Origin of the sequence: Moorena sp. SIO3H5 (assembly GCF_010692395.1) — a bacterium.
Lineage (GTDB): Bacteria > Cyanobacteriota > Cyanobacteriia > Cyanobacteriales > Coleofasciculaceae > Moorena.
The window spans coordinates 1-18,965 of the sequence record NZ_JAAHHS010000122.1; the positions used below are offsets into that span (position 1 = coordinate 1).

The following is an 18,965-nucleotide window of genomic DNA, read 5'->3' on the forward strand; positions in this document are numbered from 1 at the left end:
TCTCAAACCATTGAGCAATTCGTTATAATTATTTTTGTTGACCCTACTTGCCTTAAGCAGCTACATCACCCTATTCGCTTATGGAACTAGTAACACTCTCAGCAACAGCGATCACTACTCTGGCTTTCAAGAAGTTTCTAGAAACTGGCGCTGGGGAATTGGGCAAAAAGTTTACTGAAACAGCCATCACCAAGATGGACGAACTCCGTAACATGATCTGGGAAAAGTTACGGGGTAATTCTAAAGCTGAAAAAGCTCTGACAGCAGTTGAACAAGGATCTAACCAGGAATTAGACCGACTGGCTGTGTATGTGCAGGATGCGATGGAAGATGATCAGCAGTTTGCTTCGGAAATTAAGGCGATCGCTCAAGAAATCCATGCTGGCAAGATACAGGACAACAGCAGCAACATTATGAATGTTAATGACAAGGCTAAAGGTATACAAAACAATATTGAAAATATTGCTAAAGGTGTACAAAACATTGACACTATTAAGGGTGATCACAATTATGTTGCTCAAGAGATGCACATTCATCAGGGGTCTGATTAGCTGAAGTCGTCCGACCGGGAACGGACAACGTTAAATCCCCCCAGTAACATTATCAATCGAGGCACTCCCTACTTTGTCGGTAGGGACCCTCAACTTGAGCAGCTCCATCAGGAATTTGAACAGACCGATCAATTAGCCATTTGTGCCATTGCCGGAATGGGCGGTGTGGGCAAAACTGAGTTAGCTCTACAATATGCTCTGAAAAATCAGGATAATTACCCTGGTGGGTTGTGCTGGTTCCAAGTGCGAGGGTTGGATCTCGGGACTCAAGTTGTCAATTTTGCCCGTACTAAATTAGGATTAACCATTCCAGATCAACTAGAGTTCAACCAACAAGTAGAATACTGCTGGGGGCATTGGCCAGAAGGAACAGCATTGATCGTGCTGGATGATGTGCCTTCTTTCAGCAACGACTACAAACAAAGAATTCAGCCCTACTTACCTCCAGCCCAATCCCGCTTCAAAGTACTGGTCACCAGCCGTCAGCGTCCAGGGGCTTCTTACCGACGAATTGATTTGGATGTGCTATCCCCAGAGGCAGCATTAGAATTATTGGAATCCCTTGTTGGAAAAGAGCGCATTGAGCAAGAACTAAATGAAGCACAAGCGTTATGTGAATGGTTGGGTTATTTGCCCTTAGGTTTGGAGTTAGTCGGACGATATTTAGATATACATCCAAGTTTAACTATCGCTAAAGTTCAGAAACGTTTAGAGAAAAAGAAATTAGCAGCTAGGGCATTACTTGACCCAACAGAACAAGGGGAGATCACAGCCCAGTTGGGAGTAGCAGCAGCCTTTGAGTTATCCTGGGAAGATTTGAAAGAGTCTCCAGAAGCCCAACAGTTGGGATGTCGTTTGAGTCTGTTTGCTCAAGCTCCTTTTGATTGGTCACTGGTAGAGTCTTGTGTTATCGAAACTGACGATGAGGATGACTGGGAAGAAGAACAAGAAGACTTGGAAGAATTACGCGATCGCTATCTGGTCAATCGTAATCTCTTACAACTGACCGAACAGCAAACCTATCGACTCCATCAACTAATTCGAGAATTTTTCCTGACCAAGCTGGCTCAATTACCAGAGGCCGATAGCTACAAGGAAAGCTTTTGTAAGACAATGGTGGCTGTAGCAAAAAAAATTCCCGATACACCAACTCAAGAAATTATTGCAGCAGTTAGCCCTGCCATCCCTCATTTAGTCAAAGCTGCCACAGTCCTAACTGACTGGCTCAGGGATGAAGATTTACCATGGCCCTTCACTGGCTTAGGAAGATTCTATAACGGTCAAGGTACCTATGACCAGGCTGAACTGTGCTCGAAGCAATGTTTAGAGATAACTAGAACCCGCTTCGGTGACGACCATCCCCATGTGGCCATCAGTCTCAACAACCTGGCATTACTCTACGACTCAATGGGGTCCTATGACCAGGCCGAACCCCTCTATCAACAGGCATTGGAGCTGTTTAAGCAGCGGCTGGGTCACCACCATCCTTTGGTGGCCACCAGTCTCAACAACCTGGGTTTACTCTACAACTCAATGGGGCACTATGATGAGGCCGAACCCCTCTATCAAAAGGCATTGGAGCTGTTTAAGCAGCGGCTGAGTCACCACCATCCCGATGTGGCCACCAGTCTCAACAACCTGGCTGGACTCTACTTCTCAATGGGGCGCTATGACCAGGCCGAACCCCTCTTACAACAGGCATTGGAGCTGTTTAAGCAGCTGCTGGGTCACGACCATCCTTTGGTGGCCACCAGTCTCAACAACCTGGCATTACTCTACTCCTCAATGGGGCGCTATGACCAGGCCGAACCCCTCTTACAACAGGCATTGGAGCTGTTTAAGCAGCTTCTGGGTAAAGACCATCCCGATGTAGCCACCAGTCTCAACAACCTGGCAGATCTCTACTCCTCAATGGGGCGCTATGATGAGGCCGAACCCTTCTTACAACAGGCTTTGGAGATGAGAAAGCAGCTGCTGGGTGACAACCATCCCGATGTGGCCACCAGTCTCAACAACCTGGCATATCTCTACAACTTAATGGGGCGCTATGACCAGGCCGAACCCCTCTTACAACAGGCTTTGGAGATCAGAAAGCAGCGGCTGGGTCAAGACCATCCCCATGTGGCCACCAGTCTCAACAACCTGGCTACACTCTACTCCTCAATGGGGCGCTATGATGAGGCCGAACCCTTCTTACAACAGGCTTTGGAGATCAGAAAGCAGCTGCTGGGTGACAACCATCCCGATGTGGCCACCAGTCTCAACAACCTGGGTTTACTCTACCAGTCAATGGGGCGCTATGACCAGGCCGAACCCCTCTTACAACAGGCATTGGAGCTGTTTAAGCAGCGGCTGGGTCACCACCATCCCGATGTGGCCATCAGTCTCAACAACCTGGCATATCTCTACTCCTCAATGGGGCGCTATGACCAGGCTGAACCCCTCTATCAACAGGCTTTGGAGATTGCAGAACAGAAGTTAGGGTCAAATCATCCTGACACTGTAAACATCCGTAAGAATCTAGAAAGTTTGCGCAATGATTTGTCACAGTAATCAGTAATATTATTCATTAATTAGTTAGAAATACTATATACTGACTTGGTCATACTTTTCCTAAGTGAATGACTTACGATAGTACCCTAAAATATTTGGTTGAACAATATCCTCAAGCCTTTACCCGTTGGTTATTTAACCAAGAACCAGCAGAGGATATCGAAATTCTCAACACCGAATTGAGCACAGAACCAATTCGGGCAGATGCCTTATTTTTTGTGCGAGTTGCTGATGCTATTTTGCATCTGGAATTTCAAACCCTACCCCAATCTGAACCTCCCTTACCCCTGCGGATGCTCGATTATTGGGTCAGGTTATATCGCCAGTATCGCTGTGATATTGAACAAGTAATAATTTTTCTGAAACCAAGCCGATTAGCGGGAGTATTTGTAAATCAATTTACCGAGAGGAACTTATCCTTCCGCTATCGGGTGATTCGGATTTGGGAATGTGATCCACAACCATTACTAACAACACCGGGGTTACTACCCTTGGCAGTATTAGCACAAACTGAAGTGCCAGAAACCTTGCTATCCCAAGTAGCAGCCAGAATCGATATGATTGAAGATAGACAACAGCAGCGTAACCTATCTGCTTGCGTGCAACTGTTGGCTGGGGTGAAATTTGATGAACAGTTAATTCAAGCTTATTTTCGGGAGGATATGATGCAGGAGTCAGTAGTTTATCAACGAATTATTCGCCAAGGATTAGAACAAGGATTAGAACAAGGATTAGAACAGGGATTAAAACAAGGATTAAAACAAGGATTAGAACAAGGATTAGGACAGGGATTAGAACAAGGAAAGCGCAATGAGCTTAATTTAATTATCCGTCAAATTAACCGTCGTCTAGGTCAGATAAATCCCCAATTACTTAATCAAATTGAGCAGTTATCCTTTTCCCAGTTGGAGGATTTAGGAGAAGCGTTGTTAGATTTTGAAACCGAAGTGGATTTGAGCAATTGGTTGAACCAGTTTAGGGATAAGTAAAATCCCGTTAGGTTTAGCACTCAAAAGTAGTGCCATCGAGATCTGATTGAGTGGGTAAGGCAAATCCTTACCCACTCTACTATTGCCCAAAAATCCAGACGCCTCCAAGGCCGCGAGCAATCCCTCGCGGCTTGGGTCGCACCTGTAGAATGGGCATCTTGCCGTGGAAGTGGCATCTTGCGTAGAACTGGCATCTTGCGTAGAACTGGCATCTTGCGTAGAACTGGCATCTTGCCAGTTTCAATATATTTTCGAGCGGGCAGGATGCCCACTCTACTGCTATTCATTACTTCACTGACGGAACGCCCTTGATCCAGCTACTGCATCTTGACTCCCTACTCCCTACTAATTCCCTTAAAAGACACTAGAGCCGATAGCCCTCTTAACCACTAATCCTAAGCCCAGAAAGCCCAGAGCCAGTAGACCCTGAGATGACATCGGCTCAGGCACTGGCACTGCTAGAGGCAGTGGACCATTACCTGTCCCGGATTGGGTATCGTTCTTAGCAGTGAAGGTCCCAAATGGACCAATGGGAGGTTGTGTGGTTTGCCAAAAGAAGGAAATCGTTTCTGGAGTGTCGAAATTAGTACTCCAATCTGATCCACCGACAACGCTCCAGACTAGACTGCCATCTTCCTCAAGCTTGATTGAAAACTCCCCACTGGAACCGAGTGCCTGCTTCGCTTCCCCAAAGCTATAGCCCGCAACTCCTGTAAAGCCTTCAGCTTTGAACTCCAACTCGAACTGATTGACATCATCAAACGCAAGTAAACCATCCGGTTGAGGGAAGGGGGGATCGTTAGGAAAGTCTACACCAGGGGTAACTTTGTGTATATAAGTGTAGATGGTTCCCGCTGGATTTTGGGGCGGCACACAAGTCAGAAAACCAACAGGACAAGAAACGCTACTGGTCAAGTCTCCCAAGCTGTTTCCGTCACCATTGATTAGGGATGCATCTACTGTCGGACCCACTGGTCCTGTGATGGTTGCTCCCAGAGTCAGGTCGTCAAGGTTGATCGGGGTAATCGACGCAGCACTAACCTCTTGTGCCGAAAGCTCAAAAACGCTAATTGCGATCAATGCGATCGCTAATTTACTAGTCATGACTATTTTTCCTCAGTAAAATTTTCAAGTAAGCATTAGCTGATAGCTTAAAAATGTACTTATCTATTTCAACGTGATGGCTGATTTTTATTGCCAAGGGTATTTTATCTGTAAATCCAGCAAGCTTTAGAACATTTAAAAAAAATTCATTAAACTCTGAATTATGTAAATGTTTAGCAAAGGAAATCGGAACTTCGGAGCAAGAAACTATGCTTAATTTAAAAATAGACTACACTCACCTGAAGACTTTATTGATGAAAGTGAAGTGGAAAGCTGCTGATGCGGAAACCAATAAAATTGTATTATCCATAGCTAAAACCCTTAGACAACAGCAGAAGGTTAGTAAAAAAGACCAAGAATGGCTTCAAGGGTTGAATTATCTCATAGAATCAGACTTAAGAGAGTTTCCCTGTGAGGATTTGCTAACACTAAATCAGCTTTGGGAGCAGTATAGTCAAGGTCATTTTGGATTTAGAATACAATCTCAACTGTGGCAGCAAGTTAGTCAAGATTATAATCAATTCGCCGATCTAGTAGGATGGCGCAAGGGTGATGCCGATTCTTGGCATTCTTATGCTCAGTTAACCTTTAGTTTAGACGCTCCTAAAGGTCATTTGCCCGCTGCGATATTTTATGCCGAAGAATCCCCTATTGGTTGGGCGGCAACTATTAAAAATAGATTGGATGAATGTTTTTGATGGTATAAACTATACTAAAACATTCAATTTGTTCCCTTGTCACCAATCCTAGACCTTCGTAATCTAGAAACACGCTTTTTCACCCCAGCTGGTACTGTCCATGCTGTCAATGGTATTTCCTTCCAGGTCAATCAAGGGGAAACCCTAGGGATTGTTGGTGAATCCGGTTCTGGTAAAAGCATCACCGCCCTGTCGATTATGGGACTAATCCCGTCTCCTCCTGGAAAGATTACCAATGGTGAGGTCATTTTTGAAGGGCGTGACCTCCGAAAGCTTAGTGAGGGGAAAATGCGGAAAATCCGGGGTAACCGTATCGCTATGATTTTTCAAGACCCCATGACTTCCCTTAACCCAGTACTAAAGGTAGAAAGGCAAATTACTGAAGCGCTACGGTTACACCAAGGGATGAGCCGAGAGCAAGGACGATCTAGGGCGATTGAACTCTTAGAATTAGTGGGAATTCCAGCTGCAGCGGAACGGATTAGTAACTATCCCCACCAATTTTCTGGAGGGATGCGCCAGCGAGTCATGATTGCCATGGGATTAGCCTGTAATCCCCAGTTGCTGATTGCCGATGAACCTACCACTGCTTTGGATGTGACCATCCAAGCCCAAATTGTAGAATTAGTCAAGAAACTGCGCCAGGACATTGGGATGGCCGTGATTTGGATTACCCATGATTTGGCGCTATTGGCGGGATTAGCGGATCGGATTTTAGTGATGTATGCCGGTCAAGTCGTAGAACAAGCATCGGTGATGGAAATCTATAAAAATCCTCGCCATCCCTATACTATTGGTTTACTCAACAGTATTCCCCGTCTGGATGAACAGCGCCAAGAGCGTTTGCAGACCATTGAAGGGTTACCACCAGATTTAACTAATTATCCCCAAGGTTGTCCCTTTGCGGCTCGTTGTCCTTTCGTGATTGATAAATGTTGGCAGAACGATCCCACCTTGGAATTAGTAAGTGTTGACCATAAAGTGGCTTGTTGGGTAAAGCCAGAGTTGAATAGCAGGTAAGCAGTCAGCAGTCAGCAGTCAGCGGTCAGCTTAAAATAAACCTTCCCTATGATTCCTCCAAGTATTTTAGTGCGGCTTCACGGTCTAACAAAGGAGTTAGCTTAGCCTCATCCATCGCTTGGTTAAGACAATAATCTTCTAATCTTTCTGATAACTCATCTAAAGCAATATTTTCTTCTGGGAATAACTGTCGCCACACTTCAATTGATTTAAAAATGCTATATATAGAGATAGTCATAGTAATAATGTACAGATAGTTTTTTATCTTAATTCTTCCCTGTTCCCTGTTCCCTGTTCCCTAAAATAATAATTGTCTGGGGCATCTTACTGCTTTAACTTTTGCTGAACCAAGGACGGTGTTTTTTCTTGCATATCACGGGCAAATTCTTCATCTTCAAGAATCTGTTGCCTGATTTCCTCAAAATGGTCATGATAATAGGCTAAAGCAGCATAGACATCTGCTAAGGTAATGGTAGGGTATTGTGAAACAATTTCATCCGGCGACAATCCTATTCTTTCGTGCCAAATGACAATATCTTCAACCCGAATACGATGACCGGCAATGCGAGGTTTGCCACCACAAACCCCTGGTGTAATTTCAATATGCTTTGATATGACACTACTCATGTTGTCTCCTATTTATACACTGGTTTTACCATTATATCTCACAATAATATCTAAATTCAACTGGATGCAAAAATCTGGTTAGCAGTTAAACTAAGCTCCGGAAAGACTTTGGAAACAAGACCATCATCATTTCGGAACAATTGTTTTTGATACTCATCATCTACCAAAGTGCAAATTGTAATTGTTGGTTGTTTAGGTTTACCAATATAATCTCTACCACCAATGCCTAGATAATCGACAATCCAGTATTCAGGTACACCTAGTATGGCATAATCTTCAACCTTACGAGCATAATCGTTCTGCCAATTGGTGCTAACAACTTCAACAACAAGCTTGATTGAGGTTCCCAACGTAATCACAGGCTCTTTTTGCCATAAAGGTTCATTTACTAGCCGAGTTCTATCTAATACAATCACATCAGGACGAAAAGCTGTTTGAGTTCCTAAAATTTTGATCAGACATCGGTAGGGAATCAGATAATCTGGGTATCCTCGGTCAATCTCCACATTTAACTTCCGTCCCACAAACCCTGCTACTTCCTCATCAGGTCCAGTAGCTTCCATGTCAATTAGTTCCCCATCGATTAGTTCATAGCATTCGTTGTCACCATACTGGGTAATAAACTGATCAACAGTTATAAAAGTTGGTAAAGCTTGAAGCATTACAATCGCACTCCTTATCAGGATAAAATCATGCTGGTAGTGGTAAGCTGCTATTATCAATACTTAAATCTTAACGGTCAATCGTGTTAGATAAAAAATATAATGAATCAAAATGATTTTATGTAAAATCAAAAGCATCATGACACAACCCACCTTTTCAGAAATATTAGAAGCAGCAGCGCGACTTTCCTTAGACGATCAAGAAAATCTAATTAATAGTTTAATAAATCGCCTTCGCTCTCGGCGAAGAGCCGAGAGAATTAGAGATGTTAAAGAAGCTCAACAAGAGTTTGCTGAAGGAAAATGTCAACCCGTTACTCCTGAACAGCTCACATCGGAAATTCTCTCGTAACGTTTTACCGATTACCCTCAACTCATCTTGACCAAAGATGCCCCTAACCACCCAGAAAAATTCTGCTGCTGGGCATTGGTAGGATTCTTGACTGGCATAACGTGGTAACGACTGGGTTGAGATTTCCCTAATGTAATCGGTAGAGTAACCAATTGATCCTGATGGAATACACTAAGCTCGATCACATCACCAGCTTCGTAATCTTTTAAGCGATCGCATAATTGATCCCCCTTGACTCGCAACCCATCAATAGCCAGTAACTGATCACCAGCATCCACTCCTGCCACTGCTGCAGGAGAATCCATCTCCACAAACTGGATCCAGTCCTGACCATTGTCAGTCCTCACCTTCACCCCCAAGTAAGGCACAGATTCTTCATCCACGGCCACCACTTGTAAGCCAAAGGGTTTGAGATACTCATTGAAGGGCAATTCCTCCTTACCCTCAATAGTCTTAGAGAAGAAGTTACTTAAATCTAGCTCTGCTACGGATTCTATTACCTCTCGCAGTTGTTGGGGAGTAAAGCCAATTTCCCCTTTACCAAACTGCTCCCACATCTTCCTGATCACATCATCAAGGGATCGCTTATTTCCATGGCGCTCCCGGATTAACAAATCCAGCAATAATGACACCATTTCCCCTTTCAAATAATAGGAAATTTGGTTATTATCACTGTTAGCATCCCGTCGATAAAGCTTAATCCAAGCATCAAAACTCGACTCATCCAGGGGCTGCACCTTACGTCCTGGTGTAGTTAAAAACCGAGTAATCTCTTTACTCAAATTTTCTAACAACGTCTTAGCATCATAGATACCAGCCCGTTGGGGAATTAATAAGTCATAGTAACTAGTTGTTCCCTCAGAAAACCACAACGATGTCGTATAGTTTTCCTTTTCATAGTCAAAGGTTTCTAGGGCTAATGGTCGAATCCGCTTAACATTCCACAAGTGAAAGAACTCATGAGCCACCAGTTGCAAGAAGCGATTATACTTATCCTTTGCCCGAAAACCAAAGCGTGAGTAAATTAACGAACAACTATCCTTATGTTCCAATCCCCCAAAGCCACTAGCCGTTAGATAAAGCAAGAACAAATAGTGATCATAAGGTAAACCTCCAAAAAGCTCAGCTTCTACCTTGATAATCTTCTTAGTATCCTCAATAATCCGCTTTGGGTCAGCATTCCCCTCTCCCCAGATGGCCAATTGATGGGGTTTGCCCAAAACCTCAAACTCATAGAGCTTATGATCACCAATTTCAAACGGACTATCGACTAAGGTATCAAAATCCCTGGCCTCAAAGGTATTAAATTTGCCTGACACTGCTGGTAAAGGTGTGGTCACCCGCCAATTGGGATGAGGTGGCGCGATAGTAATTTGGCAAGGGTGTTGTTCAAATCCTGGGATGAAGAAGAACAGAGCAGCACCATTAAAATAACCGTGGGTAGCATCTAGGTGATTAGTGCGTACCGTTAATTCATTAGCAAAGATACGATAACGCACAGTGATAGCCGACGCATCACCAGTTTCCACTAGCCAATGATTCTTGGCCAGTTTCCGCCACGGTAAAGACTGGGTAGGATTACCGGTATCCGCAGAGAAATCTTGTAAATGTCGAGCATACTCCCGCACTAAGTAAGAGCCTGGAGTCCAAACAGGCATCTTTAAATCTAACAAAGGGGCTTCCCAGCCTTCGACTTGTAGCGTTACCTCAAACAGATGGGATTGAGGCTGAGGCATAGCGACATGGTAGTGAATAGCTAGGGTACTAGTGGCTGTGCTGCTCCGAAAAATAGTTCTTGCTTCAGTCATTACTCAACTTTAGGGATTACCATTTAGCTTTAAGGGTAGCAATCCTCTGACCAGATAGCATTTTCATTTGAGATGTAAACATAGAGAGAATCGGGAATAGGGAGCAGGGAATAGGGAATAGGGAACAGGGAGCAGGGAGTAGGGAATAGTAGGAAAGAGAGGAGAGTTTTTAGTGTTATGATCAATCAGCTTTGGCTTGATGGAATTATAGACACCGAAGATAGATTTTTATTTTTTTTATTTACTAACTAAATTAATATTCAATTTTTATATGCAGTAATTAAAAATATTTACTCTTTGGTAATATCTAATTTTAGATACTTATGATACAGCGTTTTTGATAACTATAAAGTAACAATATTTTTCCCCTGTTCCCTGCTCCCTGCTTCCTGTTCCCTATTCCCTGTTCCCTATTCCCTGTTCCCATTACTAAATCTTGAATCCTCGACCTGTCCAAAACCATTGATAATTAACTTGGGTAATGTCGATGTCTCCCGACCCTGACAACAGCGGTAGAGAGAGACTTATAACATCCCCCAAGCGTCCACCACTAGTTAAACCGAAAGCCCCAGCGCTGATTTTATGGATTTACAGATTATCGAACGAGATGGTAGACGATACCTTCCTACCGAGCAGTTGTCGATGACCGAATGGCCTCGGCTCACCACAAACCAACCTCTACCAACCCTTCCTCTCAAAGTAGATGACCTGTTTTTAATCACAGATACCCTAGGGAATATTTCGGGCAACTTAGAAAACGAAACCACCAGCGCAACCGGGTTATTTTGTCAAGATACCCGCTTTCTCTCTCGCTTAGAGTTACAAATTGAAGGGCAACTCCCCATTCCCCTTAGTAGCAGTGCTGAGGAAGGATTTGTCCTATCGGTCATGTGTTGCAATCCCCGTTCACCTAATCTTCCCCCAAAAACCCTAGGCATTCAGCGGCAGCTAGCCCTCCATGGTGGCTTATGGGAAGAAATTGTAATCACCAATTACGACACTCAACCCCTTAACTTCAGCGTCAGCCTCAGTTTTGATGCCGATTTTAAAGACTGGTTTGAAGTCCGGGGTCATCAGCGACAGCAACGGGGAACTCTGCTGCGTTCACTACCCCCTGATATCGATATCGATTTAGATACCCTGCTAACCCTAACTGAGTTCAACACCAATACCATCAACCTAGCTTACCAGGGACTCGATAACTCCCTGGTTGAATCTCAGATTTACTTTATGCACCGTCTCCCAGACACCTACAAAGGGGACACAGCAGTTTGGGACTTGTGCCTTAAGCCTGGCGCTACGGAAACCTTAGGCTATCAACTAGAAATGGTCACCCACAAAGCCCGAATCACTACAGCTAACATTCCCACCACCCTTGAAGAAGCTAAGACCGCTAACTTACTCCAAAACCAGGAATGGTATAAACAGATAACTCACATTAGCTCGGATAATGAAACCCTTAACCAAGTGATTTCTCGGGCAATACGAGACATCTTTTTACTAAGGCAGACTATTAATGGCTGCACATTTCTGTCTGCAGGAGTACCTCGGTTTTCCACCTTGTTTGGACGAGATTCCTTAATTGCTGCCTCACAAACCTTAATCCTTGACCCTACTATCGCCAAAGGGACTCTGGAAATTTTAGCCCAGTACCAAGGCCAAGAGGATAACCCATCGCGGGATGAGCAACCAGGTAAGATTTTGCATGAACTACGGGTTGGGGAATTGGCTCGCTGTCGGGAAATTCCTCATACTCCCTACTACGGTACAGTTGATGCTACCCCACTCTGGCTAGTGCTCTATGCGGATTACTATGCTTGGACAAATGACACCACTACCCTAGACCAGCTCTGGCCTAATGCTTTGGCTGCCATGGATTGGATTGATAGTCAATCTCAGGAAAACGGCTATCTCTGTTATCAGCGCCAATCCAAAAAGGGTTTGCGTAATCAAGGGTGGAAGGATTCCGGTGATTCCATGGTCACTCGTGATGGTTCCCTAGCAACGGGAGCGATCGCATTATGCGAAGTCCAAGCTTATGTCTATGGCGCTAAAGTTAGGCTAAGTCATCTGGCCAGGATCAAGCAGCGAATTGATTTAGCCGAACGTTGGGAAAACCAAGCCCAGGAACTCAAGCAACGCTTCAATCAGGATTTTTGGCTAGACGACCTAGACTTCTGTGCCTTAGCACTAGATGGAGAAAGAAAACTAGTAGATAGCATAACCTCCAATCCTGGCCATTGCTTGTCTTTGGGCATTTTTACTCCAGAAAAAGCAGCTAGTGTAGCAAAGCGGCTGTTAGAACCAGATATGTTCAATGGTTGGGGGATTCGTACCCTCAGTAATCAATCCGCTGCTTACAACCCGATCAGCTATCACGTCGGATCAGTTTGGCCCCACGAAAATTCCTTGATTGCAGTAGGATTGCGTGCGGTCAATCAAGTGGATCAAGCCTTAGAAATTGCCAAAGGTATGATTGACATGACCGTTGAGCAACCCTACTATCGTCCTCCAGAACTCTTCTCTGGTTACCAGCGCACTCCCAACAGCTCTCCGGTCAAGTATCCAGGAGCCTGTCCTCTGCAAGCCTGGGCAACTGGCAGTATTTTCCAACTGCTGCAAATGATGGTGAATTTGCAATCGGATGCTCCAGGAAACAATTTACATATTTTCAAACCAACTTTACCAAAGTTTATCAATCAACTCTTAGTTCGTAACTTGCGGATTGGGTCAACGGTGCTAGACTTGCAATTGGAACGAGCTGACACAACCACCACCTGTAAAGTGGTGAAGAATTCCGGTAACCTCACGGTTGTGATCGAAAGCTAAATCCAGTTAATAGCAAAGGGAAAAGACAAAGCATAGCGCTATAAATTTGTCCGGCGCTTAGTGGTAAGGCTTTCATACAATTGACCCTTACCACTAAGCGCTGATCTCCCACGCACTTCCTTTATACTTGCGCTCGTGCCGATGATCGGCAAGCTGTATTGACCATTAGTGCGTGGGAATTTAAACCTATTGTTCAGGGTGTTTGAGTGTAGGTGGGGTATCGGCAGGTGCGCACCAAAGGGCGAATTTAATTCGTCATGGGTCAAGGGCACCTAAAAAAATTATTTTAATCATAATTAAAAGCTTAATTGTTTCCATGTATTTTCCAACTGCCTTGTCGATCTAGGGGAATCATGTAAATATGGCGGTTGCTTACTTAAAGCTTGGCACACCCCGCCCTAATTCAAAAGGTGTGACCCGTGGCGAATTTAATTCGTCATGGGTCAAGGGCACCTAAAGATAGTGGGGTAAGCTATTGCCCCACTGCCAGAAGATCCCAAGGAGTGAGCCAATCTCCCACGACAATCCTACTTCCTGCTAGCCAAGGGCAAAGCGCGGGAGTAGGTTACAGACCCACCATGGACAAGACACGCTAAGTTACTATGTCTAGTTTGTTACGAGCTGTTCTCCAAAGTAACGAGAAAGCTGATTTGCGTCAGTTTATCAGCCAACTGCGATCTGAACAAGAGCGGTACTTTCTAAGGAATCAGATTCTGCAAGCGTTTGATAATTACTGCACTACTCATGACAAGCCTGCTTATTTTAAAAGAACTTCCTCTATCGCCGAACTACTGAACTATACCCACGAAATTATTCTGGAAGAGAAAAACCTTTGGCTTCTTCTGCGGACAAGGGTTGCTTCTCAAGAAATCTATCGGCTGGCAGCGGATTTGAGCAGTTTTGAACCAATGCCAGTGGAGGAGTTACTAAGCTTACGCGATCGCTGGGTTAAGCGCTACTTCCCAGAAAAAGGGGGTCTGCTAGAAATTGATGTTGGTCCGTTTTACAAAAATACTCCTACAATTCGTGACCCAAGAAAGATTGGCAATGGGCTGGAGTTTCTTAACCGTTACCTATCTAGCCAATTATTTGCTGATTCTGAGCAATGGCTAGAAGAGCTGTTGAAAAACTTACGAGCACACCACTACGACCAGACACAATTACTGCTCAACAACCGAATTGACTCAACTACCCAACTATTTGACAAGCTTAAGGAAGCACTAAAATTAGTCGGGGATCTACCAGCTCACACCCCCTATGAAAAGTTTCGCTTCGAGCTTCAAGTTCTCGGTTTTGAAGCAGGTTGGGGTAACACTGCTGGTCGAGTGCGCGAAACCCTAGAACTCCTTGAGCGGTTAATGGACGCTCCTGATCATGCAGTCCTCGAAGCCTTTATTTCTCGTATTCCCCTAATCTTTCGGGTTGTTCTGGTTTCCGTTCATGGCTGGGTTGGTCAAGAGGGAGTCTTGGGTCTTCCCGAAACCGCTGGTCAAGTGGCATACGTCATCGACCAAGCCAGTAGCCTAGAAGAAACAATCCAAAACAATATTAAACTCTCAGGTCTTGACGTTCTGGGCGTCGAACCAAAGGTGATCGTTCTGACTCGCCTAATTCCCAACTGTGAAGGTACCCAGTGCAATCTACGCCTAGAAAAAATCCAAGGCACCAGCAACGGTTGGATTTTGCGGGTTCCTTTCCAGGAATTTAACCCAAACGTCACCGACAACTGGATTTCCAAATTTGAGATCTGGCCCTATCTCGAATCGTTTTCCTTAGATGCAGAAAAAGCGCTGCTAGAAGAATTCCAGGGTAGTCCAGACTTAATTGTCGGAAACTATTCCGATGGGAGTTTAGTTGCGTTTCTGCTGGCGAGACGCCTAAACGCTATCCATGGCAGTATTGCTCACACCATGGAAAAGCCTAAATATCTGTTTAGTGACCTCTACTGGAAAGACTTTGAGTCCCAATACAACTTCTCCATACAATTCACCGCTGATTTAATTGCGATGAATTCAGCGGATTTCATTCTGACCAGTACCTATGAGGAGCTTGTGGGAACACCAAACAGTGTAGGCTACTACGAGTCTTACAAATCTTTCAGTATGCCCGAACTGTATCATGTGGTGAATGGGATTGAGTTATTCAGCCCCAAATTTAATGTGGTACCACCAGGGGTCAACGAAAAGATTTTCTTTCCCTACACTCAGACATCAGACCGGATTGACGACGACAGTGAACGGGTTAAAGACTTGCTGTTGACCAAGGAAGACCCGGAAATTATCGGCTATCTCAACAGTCCTAACCAGCGCCCGATTCTCAGCATTGCGCCCCTCACCTCAATTAAGAATCTGAGTGGCTTAGTGGAATGCTTTGCCAGTTCAAAAGAACTTCAGGAAAAGTGCAACCTAATTTTAATCACTAGCCATGTCAGAGTTGAGGACGCCACTGATCCAGAAGAGAAAGGGGAAATCGAGAAGCTCAACCAGCTAATTAACCAATTCCATCTTCAGGGCAAAATTCGATGGATTGGACTACGTCTGACCACCCCCGATATCGGTGAATCCTACCGAGTGATTGCTGATTTGGGAGGAATTTTAGTCCATCCTGCTCGCTTTGAAGCCTTTGGTCTCACCGTTTTAGAAGCCATGATCTCCGGTTTACCAACATTTGCCACTCAATTTGGTGGACCATCAGAGATTATTCAAAACGGCGATAATGGGTTTCTCATTAATCCCACAGACTTGAAAGAGACTGCGGAAAAAATCCAGCAATTTATTTCAAAGTGCGAACACACCCCTGACTACTGGCAGAAAATTTCTCAAGCAGGTATCAAGCGAGTTCGGGATAAATACAATTGGCAGTTGCATAGCAAGCAGCTGCTCTCACTCGCCAAAATTTACGGATTCTGGAGTGAAACCTCTAAAGAAAGCCGAGAAGCTCTACTGCGCTACTTAGAAGCTTTGTTCTATCTGATTTACAAACCTAGAGCGACAAACTTACTAGCCAAGCATAGCTCGCGTTAATCAGAGATTATGGGCTATAAAAAAGTGAGTAGGGGGAGCAGAAAGCATCACAACTGAATGGTTGAGCTGACTGTTTCTAAAGTAATGCTTAAAAGCATTTAAATTCTACTGATTTTAAGCTAATAAGAACTCACTCTTAGTTAATTCCCTCGTAATTTCCGGTGAATCTGGAATTTGCTAGCTAAGATGCACCGCAATGGACATTAGTCCGCTCGTTGTAATGGTTACGACACCTACGAATGACCGCCAGCTCGTAGCCCTGTCGCTAGTAGTTAAAGTGAGGGAAAAATGTGCTGCTAGCCCAACCAGCCTTTACAACATTCCCGTTCGCGGAAGCGGAACTAAGTCCGACAAACGTTACTCCTAATCGGAGTTGTAGAAAACTAATGCAACGATGGAGGCTGATTCTAGAAATTACTCGTTATAGAAATTACTAGTTATTAAGCTTCCTATCGTTAACTGACCTCAACTGATTCTTCCATGTCGGCTACCAACAGCTAACCAAAGATTTGTTGATATGTCAGTTAATGCGGAAATCGCATAAAAATTAGTGAATTCACTAATTATGGGCAATCTGCCTGAGCCAATAACTATTTCAATTAATTGCTAGTAGCCTTCCCTTGACAGCAGGGGTTTAGATTGTCGGGTATGGGGTATGGGGAAAATATGGTGTTAGTGATCCCAGTTTTAAGGGTGGCGTTGTGCCATCTTCTGTTCACAGCCCCATTACCCCTATTTCCCACTCCCTAAACCCTAGACCCGTTTGCTTCACAAGCGCAGGGAAGCGTTTGACCTCACTCAAGGAATCACCCACCACAGCAACACTAACGACTAACTATGGATGCCAAAGTATCGTCCCCATCTAGCTCTAACCACATCTACACCGACTGGACAGTAACTGAGACCAAGTTTGATCCGACTCAATTGCACTACAAGGAAACCGTTTTTACCATTGGCAATGGTTACCTCAGTACCCGAGGTAGCTTTGAGGAAGGGTATCACGCTGCATGGCCAATGACATTGATTAATGGTGTCTACGACGATGTGCCAGTTGTCTATACTGAACTGGCTAATTGTCCTGATTGGCTACCTATAGTGATAGTTGTAGAAGGTGAACGCTTTCGTCTTGATCAAGGCGAGATCTTGCACTACGAACGTCAACTTGACCTGCGTCGAGGCAAGCTAACTCGTGATGTGCGTTGGCGTACTCCTGGTGGTAAAACTATCGATATCCATATCGAGCGTTTTGCCAGTATGGCTGATGACCATTTATTAGCCCTTCGCTGTCAAATCACTCCGGTGGATTTCGATGGGACAATCGAAATTCAAGCCAGCATCAATGGTTACCCAGATAACCAAGGGGTGCTCCACTGGGAATGGTTGAAACAGGGTCAGATTTCAACTGGAACTAACCAGACATCCGAAGGAAATATCTGGTTACACGTTCGCACCCGTCATACTGCGATCGAACTGGGTATGGCTTCGAGAGTCAGTGTAAGTGGTGTTGATGATGCTGAAATACAGCTAAAGGGCTGTGAAGGTCACCCCACCTTAGCCACTACCTTACAAGTGCGCTCAGGCCAGCTGGTCACCCTGGATAAAGTAATTAGTGTGTTCACATCCCGGGACACCGAAACCCCAGAAAAGGTAGCCCAGGAACACCTGGTCAACCAACCTGATTATCTAACCCTATTCTCTCGACATGAGGCAGCTTGGGATAAGATTTGGCAAGATAGCGATGTTGTCATTGAAGGGGACCTCAACGCTCAGATTGCTATACGCTACAATTTGTTCCAACTGTTCATTTGTGCTCCCCGTCATGATGACCGGGTGAATATTCCCGCTAAAACCCTTTCTGGTTTTGGCTATCGGGGTCACGTTTTCTGGGACACAGAAATTTTTATACTGCCGCTGATGATCTTGACTCAGCCCCAGATCGCGAAGAATTTGCTGACCTACCGTTACCATACTTTACCTGGGGCAAGGCGTAAAGCTAAGCTTCAAGGTTATCCGGGAGCCGTTTACGCCTGGGAAAGTGCTGCAACCGGTGACGAAGTAACCCCTCGCTGGGTTCTCTCTGCTGAGAAAGATGGAGACCCAGTCCGAATTTGGTGTGGCGATCGCGAACTCCACATCACTACTGATGTAGTCTATGGTATCTGGAAATATTGGCAAGCTACCGGTGATGATGACTGGGTGCTACGCTATGGTGCTGAGATTATCCTAGATACAGCTGTATTCTGGGGAACTCGGGTTGAGTGGAATGGTAAACGGGAGCGCTATGAACTCCGGGATGTGATTGGTCCCGACGAATACCATGAAGGGATAGACAACAATGCCTTCACCAACCGCATGGTTCAATGGCACCTAGAGACTGCTCAGTTTGTCCTAGACTGGTTGCGCCGGGAACATCCACAGAAAGCTAAAGAACTCGAAGAAACACTGGAGCTAACCCCAAGCCGAGTTAGTCTGTGGTCTGAAATTATCCGTCGGATGTGGATACCCTATGACCATGAAAAGAACTTAATCGAACAGTGTGAGGGGTTCTTCCAAATTGAAGACATCAACCTGGAAGATTATGAGCCACGTACCCGTTCCATGCAGGCTATCCTTGGCATTGAAGGAGCAACTAAAAAGCAAGTACTCAAGCAGCCAGATGTCTTGATGTTACTATACCTGATGCGGGAGCAGTACGGCGTAACCTCTGATCCCGAGAAATACCGGGAAATTTTGCAACGAAGTTGGGACT

At 44.8% G+C, this 18,965-nt stretch carries 15 protein-coding genes and 1 pseudogene; 9 read left to right on the forward strand and 7 right to left on the reverse strand.

What is annotated here, in order from left to right:
* Positions 1 to 80 precede the first annotated feature (80 nt).
* The 3 genes from F6K52_RS15500 (at position 81) to F6K52_RS15510 (ending at position 4,093) form a co-directional block, all read left to right on the forward strand.
* Positions 81 to 551, forward strand: a complete 471-nt coding sequence (locus tag F6K52_RS15500) for a hypothetical protein (protein ID WP_293079068.1) — start codon at positions 81 to 83, stop codon at positions 549 to 551.
* Between the two features lie 51 nt (positions 552 to 602).
* On the forward strand, positions 603 to 3,104 hold the full coding sequence (locus tag F6K52_RS15505; RefSeq protein ID WP_293079096.1) for a tetratricopeptide repeat protein: 2,502 nt from the start codon (positions 603 to 605) through the stop codon (positions 3,102 to 3,104).
* A 68-nt stretch (positions 3,105 to 3,172) separates the two neighbouring features.
* Positions 3,173 to 4,093: an Rpn family recombination-promoting nuclease/putative transposase gene (locus F6K52_RS15510; protein WP_293079070.1), complete on the forward strand. Its 921-nt coding sequence runs from the start codon at positions 3,173 to 3,175 to the stop codon at positions 4,091 to 4,093.
* 20 nt (positions 4,094 to 4,113) lie between these two features.
* Here the strand turns inward: F6K52_RS15510 and F6K52_RS15515 are convergent, their stop codons facing one another.
* Both F6K52_RS15515 and F6K52_RS15520 read right to left on the reverse strand, forming a co-directional pair.
* Positions 4,114 to 4,380, reverse strand: a complete 267-nt coding sequence (locus tag F6K52_RS15515) for a hypothetical protein (RefSeq protein ID WP_293079072.1) — start codon at positions 4,378 to 4,380, stop codon at positions 4,114 to 4,116.
* A gap of 67 nt (positions 4,381 to 4,447) precedes the next feature.
* On the reverse strand, positions 4,448 to 5,197 hold the full coding sequence (locus F6K52_RS15520) for an exosortase, PEP-CTERM interaction domain protein (RefSeq protein ID WP_293079074.1): 750 nt from the start codon (positions 5,195 to 5,197) through the stop codon (positions 4,448 to 4,450).
* Positions 5,198 to 5,406: 209 nt separating this feature from the next.
* Between F6K52_RS15520 and F6K52_RS15525 the strand changes: the two genes are divergently transcribed.
* Both F6K52_RS15525 and F6K52_RS15530 read left to right on the forward strand, forming a co-directional pair.
* Entirely contained in the window at positions 5,407 to 5,895 is a 489-nt protein-coding gene (locus F6K52_RS15525; RefSeq protein ID WP_293079076.1) for a GUN4 domain-containing protein, read from the forward strand.
* A gap of 36 nt (positions 5,896 to 5,931) precedes the next feature.
* Positions 5,932 to 6,915, forward strand: a complete 984-nt coding sequence (locus F6K52_RS15530; protein WP_293079078.1) for an ABC transporter ATP-binding protein — start codon at positions 5,932 to 5,934, stop codon at positions 6,913 to 6,915.
* A gap of 46 nt (positions 6,916 to 6,961) precedes the next feature.
* Here the strand turns inward: F6K52_RS15530 and F6K52_RS15535 are convergent, their stop codons facing one another.
* From F6K52_RS15535 to F6K52_RS15545, 3 genes are all read right to left on the reverse strand, one after another.
* Positions 6,962 to 7,153, reverse strand: coding sequence for a hypothetical protein (locus F6K52_RS15535; protein WP_293079080.1), 192 nt, complete (start codon positions 7,151 to 7,153; stop codon positions 6,962 to 6,964).
* An 86-nt stretch (positions 7,154 to 7,239) separates the two neighbouring features.
* Entirely contained in the window at positions 7,240 to 7,542 is a 303-nt protein-coding gene (locus F6K52_RS15540; RefSeq protein ID WP_293079082.1) for a DUF433 domain-containing protein, read from the reverse strand.
* 56 nt (positions 7,543 to 7,598) lie between these two features.
* A complete protein-coding gene (locus F6K52_RS15545) occupies positions 7,599 to 8,204 on the reverse strand; it encodes a Uma2 family endonuclease (RefSeq protein ID WP_293079085.1) in 606 nt (201 codons plus the stop codon).
* 139 nt (positions 8,205 to 8,343) lie between these two features.
* On the opposite strand from F6K52_RS15545, the gene F6K52_RS15550 reads away from it, so the two are divergent.
* A complete protein-coding gene (locus tag F6K52_RS15550) occupies positions 8,344 to 8,556 on the forward strand; it encodes a hypothetical protein (RefSeq protein WP_293079087.1) in 213 nt (70 codons plus the stop codon).
* A gap of 17 nt (positions 8,557 to 8,573) precedes the next feature.
* On the opposite strand, the gene F6K52_RS15555 is transcribed toward F6K52_RS15550, so the two are convergent.
* Both F6K52_RS15555 and F6K52_RS15560 read right to left on the reverse strand, forming a co-directional pair.
* Positions 8,574 to 10,364, reverse strand: a complete 1,791-nt coding sequence (locus F6K52_RS15555; RefSeq protein WP_293079089.1) for a M61 family metallopeptidase — start codon at positions 10,362 to 10,364, stop codon at positions 8,574 to 8,576.
* Positions 10,365 to 10,393: 29 nt separating this feature from the next.
* Positions 10,394 to 10,549, reverse strand: a complete 156-nt coding sequence (locus tag F6K52_RS15560) for a hypothetical protein (RefSeq protein ID WP_293079091.1) — start codon at positions 10,547 to 10,549, stop codon at positions 10,394 to 10,396.
* Between the two features lie 397 nt (positions 10,550 to 10,946).
* Between F6K52_RS15560 and F6K52_RS15565 the strand changes: the two genes are divergently transcribed.
* From F6K52_RS15565 to F6K52_RS15575, 3 genes and pseudogenes are all read left to right on the forward strand, one after another.
* Complete coding sequence (locus tag F6K52_RS15565) at positions 10,947 to 13,193, forward strand: amylo-alpha-1,6-glucosidase (protein ID WP_293079093.1); 2,247 nt, start codon at positions 10,947 to 10,949, stop codon at positions 13,191 to 13,193.
* 602 nt (positions 13,194 to 13,795) lie between these two features.
* A complete protein-coding gene (locus F6K52_RS15570; protein WP_293079094.1) occupies positions 13,796 to 16,216 on the forward strand; it encodes a sucrose synthase in 2,421 nt (806 codons plus the stop codon).
* A gap of 837 nt (positions 16,217 to 17,053) precedes the next feature.
* Positions 17,054 to 18,965 (forward strand): annotated as a pseudogene (locus F6K52_RS15575) (beta-phosphoglucomutase); the annotation flags it as partial.

What these genes read in the sequence shown, in the direction of transcription:
- F6K52_RS15515 (WP_293079072.1), bottom strand. Translation starts at nt 4,380, where the DNA reads ATGAATAGCAGTAGAGTGGGCATCCTGCCCGCTCGAAAATATATTGAA.
- F6K52_RS15535 (WP_293079080.1), bottom strand. Translation starts at nt 7,153, where the DNA reads ATGACTATCTCTATATATAGCATTTTTAAATCAATTGAAGTGTGGCGA.
- F6K52_RS15500 (WP_293079068.1), top strand. Translation starts at nt 81, where the DNA reads ATGGAACTAGTAACACTCTCAGCAACAGCGATCACTACTCTGGCTTTC.
- F6K52_RS15525 (WP_293079076.1), top strand. Translation starts at nt 5,407, where the DNA reads ATGCTTAATTTAAAAATAGACTACACTCACCTGAAGACTTTATTGATG.
- F6K52_RS15555 (WP_293079089.1), bottom strand. Translation starts at nt 10,364, where the DNA reads ATGACTGAAGCAAGAACTATTTTTCGGAGCAGCACAGCCACTAGTACC.
- F6K52_RS15545 (WP_293079085.1), bottom strand. Translation starts at nt 8,204, where the DNA reads ATGCTTCAAGCTTTACCAACTTTTATAACTGTTGATCAGTTTATTACC.
- F6K52_RS15520 (WP_293079074.1), bottom strand. Translation starts at nt 5,197, where the DNA reads ATGACTAGTAAATTAGCGATCGCATTGATCGCAATTAGCGTTTTTGAG.
- F6K52_RS15565 (WP_293079093.1), top strand. Translation starts at nt 10,947, where the DNA reads ATGGATTTACAGATTATCGAACGAGATGGTAGACGATACCTTCCTACC.
- F6K52_RS15550 (WP_293079087.1), top strand. Translation starts at nt 8,344, where the DNA reads ATGACACAACCCACCTTTTCAGAAATATTAGAAGCAGCAGCGCGACTT.
- F6K52_RS15540 (WP_293079082.1), bottom strand. Translation starts at nt 7,542, where the DNA reads ATGAGTAGTGTCATATCAAAGCATATTGAAATTACACCAGGGGTTTGT.
- F6K52_RS15570 (WP_293079094.1), top strand. Translation starts at nt 13,796, where the DNA reads ATGTCTAGTTTGTTACGAGCTGTTCTCCAAAGTAACGAGAAAGCTGAT.
- F6K52_RS15510 (WP_293079070.1), top strand. Translation starts at nt 3,173, where the DNA reads ATGACTTACGATAGTACCCTAAAATATTTGGTTGAACAATATCCTCAA.